Source organism: Oscillibacter sp. MSJ-31 (genome assembly GCF_018918025.1).
Taxonomy (GTDB): Bacteria; Bacillota; Clostridia; order Oscillospirales; family Oscillospiraceae; genus Hominicoprocola.
In genome coordinates this window covers 120,104-128,572 of the sequence record NZ_JAHLPT010000005.1, presented here as the reverse complement: position 1 = coordinate 128,572, position 8,469 = coordinate 120,104, and the positions used below count along the sequence as shown (strand labels likewise).

Genomic DNA, 8,469 nt, shown 5'->3' with positions numbered 1-8,469 from the left:
GGCGTGGACAGCGAGCGCGAGGACAACGATTTCACTCCTTTCCGGAATATCATCAACGAATGGTATGCCAAGGACACGAGCAAGAAGATTCGCGCTGTATTCCGCAACAAGGGTATGTCCGGTCAGCGCATTTCCACGCAAACTCCCTACGGCTATCTCCGCAATGAGGCCGGAAGCCTGTATGTGGACGAGGAAACCGCGCCGAATGTCAGGCTGATTTTCCGGCTCTGCGCCGAGGGCAACGGTCCCGGTAAAATCGCCCGTATGCTCAAGGAACAAGAGATACCTACGCCGGGGACGCTCGAATTTCAGCGCACCGGACGAACAAGACGGTATCATCCAGACGATCCCTGCCGATGGAATTCTGATACCGTTGCGGATATTTTGGAACAGGATAGCTATTTGGGACGCACGAGCAACTTTAAGTTCAGCAGGATCTCCTACAAGAGCAAGAAAACAGTAGCAAATCCTCCGGGGAAATGGGTAACGTTCGAGAACACACACGAAGCTATCATTGATGTTGAGCTGTGGAACGCCGCGCAAAAGATACGCTCCCAGCGCCGCCGACCGACCAAAATGGGTGAAATGGGAATGTTTTCCGGTCTTACCTACTGCGCCGACTGTGGCTCAAAGCTATACCATTGCAGAAGTGGCTCGTGGACCTATGAGCAGGAATGTTATAATTGCTCTACCCATAAGTCTCATAAGGGGTGCTTCGGGCATTACATCCGCGCCGTGGTACTGGAACAGCTTGTGCTTCAAAACCTCCAGCGCGTCATTGCCTATGTCCAAGAGGACGAGAATGAGTTTGCGCGGCTTGTCATGCGAAACCAGGCCGCAGCGCAAGCGGCAGAGCAAATGCAGACCAGACGCCTTTTAGAAAAGAACACGCGGCGCATGAACGAATTGGATACGATCATCCAACGGCTCTATGAGGACAACATCAGTGGAAAGCTGACGGACGAGCGTTTCAAGAAGCTGTCCGAAGCCTACGAACAGGAGCAGACGGCTTTACGGGAGAGCGTTCCTGCGCTGGCCGCTCAACTGCAAGACGCAGACGACAAAATGCTGGGCGTGCAGCATTTCTTGAGGGCGGTACGCAAATACACACAGCCGGAGAAGCTGACGCCTGCCATGCTGCGCGAGCTTGTAGAAAAAGTGGTGGTCTATGCGCCGGATAAGTCCAGCGGAAACCGTGTCCAACGCATTGACGTGTACTATACATTCATCGGTAAAATTGATTTCTCACCGGAATACAGCAAAAAAGGAACAGCATGATATTTTCATACCATGCTGTTCCAACCGAAGAAGAAATGTTCTTTATCGGTAGACCGCTTTCGCCTTGCCTTTTCTCTTGCCCTGTGCTATAGTTTTCCGAGAATCTCAGGAAGGCAGGTCACGCCATGAAAGCAGAAAGAGCCTATCCCCGCTTCACCATCACCGCCAAGGGGACCCGCTGGGTCGAGGGCGGCCACCCGTGGATCTACGCGCAGGAGATCGTCTCCGCGCCCGAGGGCGTGGAAAACGGCGCGCTCGTGGACGCGGTGAGCGAGAAAGGGAAATACCTTGGCAGCGGCTTTTTCTCCCGCGAGAGCAAGATCCGTATCCGTCTGCTCTCCCGCAACGCGAACGACCGCTTCGACGCGGACTTCTGGCGTCGCCGCATCCGCTACGCCTGGGACTACCGCAAGACGGTCATGGGCGCGGACGTTTCCTGCTGCCGCGTCATCTTCGGCGAGGCGGACGGCTTCCCCGGCCTGACGGTGGACCGCTTTGAAAACCTGCTCGTCACGCAGACCCTCTCCGTCGGCATGGAGCGCATCAAGGAGATGCTTTTCCCGCTGCTCGTCGAGGTCCTCGCCGAGGACGGCGTTGTGATCGACGGCGTTTTCGAGCGCAATGACGCGGCCATCCGCGCCCTTGAGGGTATGGAGCAGGGGAAGGGCTGGTTCCCGCTCGAGGGCAGGGACGTGCCCGCGAGTGCCGTGACGGAGATCTGCGAGAACGGCGTCTATTACCGCGTGGACGTGGAGAACGGCCAGAAGACCGGCTTCTTCCTCGACCAGAAGTATAACCGCCTCGCGGTCGCGCGCCTTGCCCGCGGCCGCCGCGTGCTCGACTGCTTCACCCACACCGGCTCCTTTGCGCTCAACGCCGCGCGGGGCGGCGCAGAGCATGTCACCGCCGTGGACATCTCGCAGAGCGCCATCGACATGGCCCGCGCGAACGCCGTGCGCAACGGGCTGGAGGGCCGCACGGACTTCCTGACCGCGGACGTGTTCGACCTTCTCACCGAGCTGGAGAAAAAGGGCGGCAAGCCGTATGACTTTATCATCCTCGACCCGCCGGCCTTCACCAAGTCGCGCAAAACGGTGAAAAGCGCCGAGCGCGGCTATAAGGACATCAACCTCCGCGCCCTGCGGCTGCTGCCGCGCGGCGGCTACTTCGCCACCGCCTCGTGCAGCCACTTCATGCCGAGCGAGCTGTTTGAAAAAATGCTGCGCTCCGCCGCGCTGGACGCGGGCGTGGAGCTGCGCCAGATCGAGGCCCGTCAGCAATCCCCCGACCATCCGATCCTCTGGAACGTGCCGGAGACGGACTACCTCAAATTCTACCTCTTTCAGGTGGTGTAAAGGAGAAGCGCCATGTACCATTGCTTTCGCCTGCATCGCGGCGACGATCTGTATGATAGCATCCAACGCTATGCCGACGCGCATCATATCGCCGCGGGCGTTGTGCTCTCCGCCGTCGGCTGCGTCTACCGCTGGGAGCTGCGCGACGCGAGCGGCGTCGATGTGCAGAGCGGCACGGAGGATGTGGAGATCGTCTCGCTCATGGGCACGGTCAGCGAGCACGGCAGCCACCTGCACGCGAGCTTTGCCCGCCGTGACCTGAGTGTGTTCGGCGGACATCTGCGCCCCGGTTGCCTTGTGAACACCACGGCGGAGATCGTCCTCGCCGAGCTGCCGGACACCGTCTTTACCCGCGAGCGCGACGAGGCGACCGGCTACGAGGAGCTGGCGATCCGGAAAATTGATAGACAATTCTAATTGATCTGCATCTTCGATAGAAAACTTAAATACAATGCCAAATCCGGGCGCGAAAAAGAGAAAAATTTGGCGGATTTGAACAATTCCCGAAAAAGAGAAAGAAAACGGCTGCTTTGCAGCCGTTTTCTCCTCTCTCCGTTCAGAGCGCGTTAAAATCCCTGTTGACAAGCGGCGAAAAGACAGGTATCCTGTCCTTAGTTCGTAGAAGCCCCTTGAATCCGCAGGGAGACTGGGGGTGGAGATGGCTCTGGAAAATCTCAGCAATGAGTGCCGAAGGTGTAAGGCCCCGCGCGGGTTGAATCTCTCAGGCAAAGAGGACAGGGCAGGAAACCGCTATGCGGCTTTGCTGCGCTGTTTTTTCATGGATGGGAATTTGGATCAGGGCTGTCGATTTCTTCGGCGGCCCTGTTTTTTGCTTTGTCTGCAAAGCGAGAGGAGGAAGAAAAGCGGGGCACAATATTTTTAGGAGGAAATTTCCCATGACTGAAACACTTCTCCCCATTGTGCAGAAGATCAACGGCTACCTGTCCGACTACATTCTGGTCGCGCTGCTCATCGCCGTTGGTCTGTGGTACTCCATCAAGACCCGCTTCGTGCAGGTCCGTCACTTCAAGGAGGGCTGGAACAGCGTGTTCGGCAGCCTCAGTCTCCGCGGCGGAAAGCAGGAGAGCGGCATGAGTTCCTTCCAGGCGCTCGCCACCGCCATTGCGGCGCAGGTCGGCACCGGCAACATCGTCGGCGCGTCCGGCGCGATCCTCACCGGCGGCCCCGGCGCCATCTTCTGGATGTGGGTCATCGCCTTCCTCGGCATGGCGACCATCTACGCGGAAGCCACGCTCGCGCAGGAAACGCGCACCGTGGATAAGGACGGCAACGTCCTCGGCGGCCCTGTTTACTATATCACCACCGCCTTCAAGGGCGGCTTCGGCAAGTTCCTCGCGGGCTTCTTCGCCGTCGCCATCATTCTGGCGCTCGGCTTCTTCGGCTGCATGGTGCAGTCCAACTCCATCGGCGAGACCTTCTCCAACGCCTTCAACGTGCCGACGTGGATCATCGGCGTGGTGCTCGTCGCCATCTGCGGCTTCATCTTCCTCGGCGGCGTGCAGCGCCTCGCCTCCGTGACCGAGAAGATCGTGCCCATTATGGCGGCTGTTTTCCTGGCCGGCGGCCTGATCGTCCTCATCGCCCGCATCAAGTACATCCCCGCGACCTTCGGCATGATCTTCCGGTATGCCTTTGCCCCGCAGGCCATCATCGGCGGCGGCTTCGGCGCGGCGCTGAAGATCGCACTCTCCCAGGGCGCGAAGCGCGGCCTGTTCTCCAATGAGGCCGGTATGGGCTCCACGCCTCACGCCCACGCGCAGGCCAACGTCAAGAATCCCCACCAGCAGGGCGTCGTCGCCATGATCGGCGTGTTCATCGACACCTTCGTGGTCCTCACCCTCAACGCCCTCGTCATCATCTCCACCCTCTACACCGAGGGCGGCCCGCTCCACGGCTGCGGCGCGGCAGCGGCGCAGGATGTGCTCAAGAAGACCAACCTCGCCCAGACCGCCTTCGGCGTCGTCTTCGGCGAGGGCGCGGGCGCGATGTTCGTCGCGGTCTGCCTGTTCTTCTTCGCTTTCTCCACCATCCTCGGCTGGAACCTCTTCGGCAAGATCAACATGGCTTACCTCTTCGGTCAGAGGTCCACGGTCGTCTACACCGTCATCGCGCTGGTGTTCATCTTCCTCGGCACGCTGACCTCCAGCGACCTCGTGTGGGAGCTGAGCGATATGTTCAATAACCTCATGGTCATCCCCAACGCCATCGCCCTCTTTGCCCTGACGGGACTGGTCGTCAAGCATGTGAACGGCACGCCCGAGGCGGACCGCTGGGAGTAATTTTTCCCGAGAACAGCAGATAAAGAATCGCTTCCCGATCAGGGAAGCGATTCTTTTACGTTATTTCACCACGCCGAACCGATAGAGCTCGTCGCGCCATTGCACATAGTAGGGCGCGCGGACATGAACGCCGTCGCCGGAGTAGTCGGCGCGCAACGCGCCGTTCTCGTCGTCGAAGAGCGGATTGAGGTCGAGGTAGAAGATCGTTTTGCCGTCCGCCAGCTGCGCGATGGCGGCATTGCGCTCGTTGATGACCTCGTTTTTGAAGTAGGAGCTATCCGACTTTTTCTGCGTGGTGTGGAAGATGGACTGGATGAAAATGACCGCGTCGGGCTGCTTTTCGCGCACGAGATCGAGCAGCGATTTGTACTGGGCCGCCCAGTCCGCGGCGGTGTAGGCGCCGATCTCATTGATGCCGAGGAGGATATAGACCTTGCCGAACTGCCTCGTGCCGAGCGCCTCGGCGAGCGTGACCTTTTTGCCGTCCAGCTCGATGAAGCTCTTTTCCACGGCGTCCTTTACCGTCAGACCGTTCTTGGTGAAGTAGGTCGCGTTGCTCAGCCCCGCGTAGTCGTGGAAGCCGTCGGTGTGCGAGTCGCCGAGAAAGAGCGCGTCGTCAAAATAGCTCGCGTCCACCGTGGTAAATTGGCTGACCGGCTCCTCCGGCTCGTCGGGGATCACCGGATCGACCACCTCGGGCGGCTGGGGCAGGAGATCGGGCACGGGGCTCGGGATCGGCTCGGACACGCCGGGGATCGTCCACGGGAAGATGCCGCTCTCGGCGGCATTAAAAAAGGCGGCGATGGCGGGCGTATTCTCGCCCAGCGCGTCGAGATACTGCTCATAAGCGCCGGTGGGGTCGAGCGCGGTGAAGGAATTGAGCGCTGCGGCGCTCACCGCGCACAGCCACAGCAGGGGAGAAAAGTGGGACATGGAAAGACCTCCTTCAGAAAAATTCAGAAGCGGGCGTAGAGGAACGGGTTGCCCGTGCCGGTCGCGATGAGATAGAGACACAGCCAGAACACCGTGAACAGCGGCAGCCAGACGAGCGGCGTCGCGCGGTATTTTTCATAGAAGCGGCGCGGCCACGGCGTGGCGAGGAGAATGCCGAGAGCAAAGAGCCACCAGTAGCTTTCCAGCTGGCGCAGGAGATCGCCGGCAAACACGCTCTCGCCGCTGCTGAGGAAGGGATAGAGACGGGAGAAGTAGTCCCCCAGCTCGCCGAGATCAGAGATGCGGAACACCACCCACGTCTGCGGAATAAGAAAGAGAAAATAGAGACGCGAGAGGAAGCGGTGACGCTCTAAAAAGCCGCCGATGCAGAACTTTTCCAGCGCGATGAACACAAAGAGCACAAGGCCCCACAGAACGAAATTCCACGCCGCGCCGTGCCAAAGACCCGTGAGCGTCCATACAACGAACAGGCTCAGAAGAAGCCGACGCTTGCCGTTCCGGCTGCCGCCGAGCGGGATATAGAGGTAGTCGCGGAACCAGATGCCGAGCGTGATGTGCCAGCGCCGCCAGAATTCGGAGATGGAGCGTGAGCAGTAGGGCAGGTCGAAGTTGCGCGGGATCACAAAGCCGAGCATACGGGCAAGCCCCATCGCCATGAGCGAGTAGCCCGCGAAGTCGTAGTAAAGCTGCAGGCTGTAGCCCACCGCGCCGAACCACGCCAGCGGCGCGGAGAGATAGGCGAAGCCGATGCGTTCGAGCGCCGTCCACAGCGAGGCGAGCTGGTCGGCCAGAACGACCTTGCAGCCAAGCCCGACCACAAAAAGCGAAAAGCCGCTCTCGACCGCCGCGCGGGAGAAGGGACGCTTCATGTGCAGCTCCGCGCTCACATCGCGCAGGCGCAGGATGGGGCCCATGACGAGCTGGGGGAACATCGCCTGAAAGGCGGTATAGTCCAAAAGACTGCGCTCGGCCTCGGCGTCGCCGCGGTAGACGTCCGCGACGTAGGCGATGCTCTGAAATACATAGAAGCTCACGCCGAGCGGCAGGGCGACGCGGAAAAAGGAAAAGTCGGTATTCGTCAGTCTGCCCAGATTTTCCAGAAACCAACCCATGTACTTGAAATAAAAGAGACTGCCCACATCGCACGCGAGCGCGAGGATGAGCCAGGCGCGCCGCTCATCGCCGTGCGCGTCCTCGATCAGCCGCCCCGCGGCAAAGTTGACGAGAATGAGCGCGACCAGCACGAGAAGAGCGCCCGTACCCGCGCCGAGCCAATAGAAGAGCAGGCTCCCCAGTGCGAGCACAGCGTTGCGGAAGCGGGCGGGGACAATATAGTATACCGCCAGAAAGGCGGGCAGAAAATAAAAGAGAAACGGTAAGGTCGAAAAGCTCACGGTGGATGCTCCTACAGTAAAATGAAAAAGGAAGAGTGGTTTACAAACGGCGGAATGCGTGCTACAATATCCGCGCCGCAAGCCGCTGCAATACCTTATTGTAGGTGCTTCGGCGCCGTTCGTCAACAACAAAACGGTTACAAATTTCAGGAAATGAGCAGGAGGCGGGCGAGTCGGTGAGTAAGGAAAAAATTTTTGCGCTGCTCAGCGCGCAGGCGGGAGACTTCGTCTCCGGCGAGGACATCTCCGCGCAGCTCGGCATCTCCCGCGCGGCGGTGTGGAAGGCGGTCGGTGCCCTGCGGCGCGACGGCTACACCATCGAGGCGCAGACGGGGCTGGGCTACCGGCTGGCGGATTCGCCGGACGTGCTCAGCGAGCGCGAGCTGCGCCGCCGCCTCGGCGAGACGAAAATAGTCGGGCGCACACTTGAGTGCTTTGAGAGCGTGGATTCCACGAACAGCTATCTCAAGCGCATTGCCGCGGAGGGCGCGCCGGACGGCGCGGTGGCGGTGGCCGACGAGCAGACTGCGGGGCGCGGACGGCGCGGCCGCAGCTTCTCAAGCGGCCCGGGGCGCGGCGTGTATCTCTCGGCGCTGCTGCGCCCGCAGCTCGCGCCGGAGAAGATACTGCCGCTCACGGCGCTCGGCGCGGTGGCGGCCTGCGATGCGGTGGAGCGCACCTGCGGCGTGCGGCCGCAGATCAAGTGGACGAACGATCTTGTCCTGAACGGCAAGAAGCTCAGCGGCACGCTTACCGAGCTGTCGCTTGAGGGTGAGAGCGGTGCGCTGCAATACGCCGTCATCGGCATCGGCGTCAACTGCAACAATGCGTCGGAGGACTTCCCGCCGGAGCTCCGCGAGGTGGCGACCTCGCTCTATCTGGAGACAGGAAAGCGCGTGCAGCGCGCGGCGTTGGCCGCCGCGCTCATTGAGGAGCTTGACAAGCTCTACGCCGCGCTGCAAAGCGGCGACACGGCGTCCTACCTCACGTCCTACCGCCGCGACTGCCTGACGCTCGGACGCGAGGTGCAGCTTTTGTGGCAGGATGTAAAGGAGAAGGTCACGGCGCTGGACGTGGACGATCAGTTCGGCCTTGTCGTGCGCCGCGCGGATGGAACGGTCGAGACCATTCGCACGGGCGAGGTCTCCGTGCGCGGTCTATACGGCTATGTGGAATAAAAAAGGAGAC

7 protein-coding genes and 1 riboswitch are annotated in these 8,469 nt (G+C 60.6%); of the genes, 5 read left to right on the top strand and 2 right to left on the bottom strand.

All coding sequences use genetic code 11. The features are described 5' to 3' along the window. From KQI17_RS06015 to KQI17_RS06000, 4 genes are all read left to right on the top strand, one after another. On the top strand, positions 1-1,278 hold a 1,278-nt coding region (locus KQI17_RS06015; RefSeq protein WP_216495311.1), incomplete at its 5' end, for a DUF4368 domain-containing protein. Between the two features lie 125 nt (positions 1,279-1,403). Next, entirely contained in the window at positions 1,404-2,633 is a 1,230-nt protein-coding gene (locus KQI17_RS06010; protein WP_216495310.1) for a class I SAM-dependent rRNA methyltransferase, read from the top strand. Between the two features lie 12 nt (positions 2,634-2,645). Further along, complete coding sequence (locus KQI17_RS06005) at positions 2,646-3,050, top strand: PPC domain-containing DNA-binding protein (protein ID WP_216495309.1); 405 nt, start codon at positions 2,646-2,648, stop codon at positions 3,048-3,050. A 237-nt stretch (positions 3,051-3,287) separates the two neighbouring features. Then, positions 3,288-3,381, top strand: a riboswitch (glycine riboswitch). Between the two features lie 148 nt (positions 3,382-3,529). Further along, the gene (locus KQI17_RS06000; RefSeq protein ID WP_216495308.1) at positions 3,530-4,933 is read left to right on the top strand and encodes a sodium:alanine symporter family protein; all 1,404 of its coding nucleotides are present in this window, start codon (positions 3,530-3,532) and stop codon (positions 4,931-4,933) included. A gap of 60 nt (positions 4,934-4,993) precedes the next feature. Here KQI17_RS06000 and KQI17_RS05995 read toward each other — a convergent pair whose 3' ends face one another. Together KQI17_RS05995 and KQI17_RS05990 are read right to left on the bottom strand one after the other, a co-directional pair. Then, positions 4,994-5,866, bottom strand: coding sequence for a GDSL-type esterase/lipase family protein (locus KQI17_RS05995; protein WP_216495307.1), 873 nt, complete (start codon positions 5,864-5,866; stop codon positions 4,994-4,996). Between the two features lie 23 nt (positions 5,867-5,889). Next, positions 5,890-7,281, bottom strand: a complete 1,392-nt coding sequence (locus KQI17_RS05990; RefSeq protein WP_216495306.1) for an MBOAT family O-acyltransferase — start codon at positions 7,279-7,281, stop codon at positions 5,890-5,892. 176 nt (positions 7,282-7,457) lie between these two features. On the opposite strand from KQI17_RS05990, the gene KQI17_RS05985 reads away from it, so the two are divergent. Further along, on the top strand, positions 7,458-8,459 hold the full coding sequence (locus tag KQI17_RS05985; protein ID WP_216495305.1) for a biotin--[acetyl-CoA-carboxylase] ligase: 1,002 nt from the start codon (positions 7,458-7,460) through the stop codon (positions 8,457-8,459). The last annotated feature ends 10 nt before the right edge of the window (positions 8,460-8,469 follow it).

Excerpts from the sequence above, each read along its gene's own strand:
- KQI17_RS06010 (WP_216495310.1), top strand. The coding sequence starts at position 1,404 with ATGAAAGCAGAAAGAGCCTATCCCCGCTTCACCATCACCGCCAAGGGG.
- KQI17_RS05995 (WP_216495307.1), bottom strand. The coding sequence starts at position 5,866 with ATGTCCCACTTTTCTCCCCTGCTGTGGCTGTGCGCGGTGAGCGCCGCA.
- KQI17_RS06000 (WP_216495308.1), top strand. The coding sequence starts at position 3,530 with ATGACTGAAACACTTCTCCCCATTGTGCAGAAGATCAACGGCTACCTG.
- KQI17_RS06005 (WP_216495309.1), top strand. The coding sequence starts at position 2,646 with ATGTACCATTGCTTTCGCCTGCATCGCGGCGACGATCTGTATGATAGC.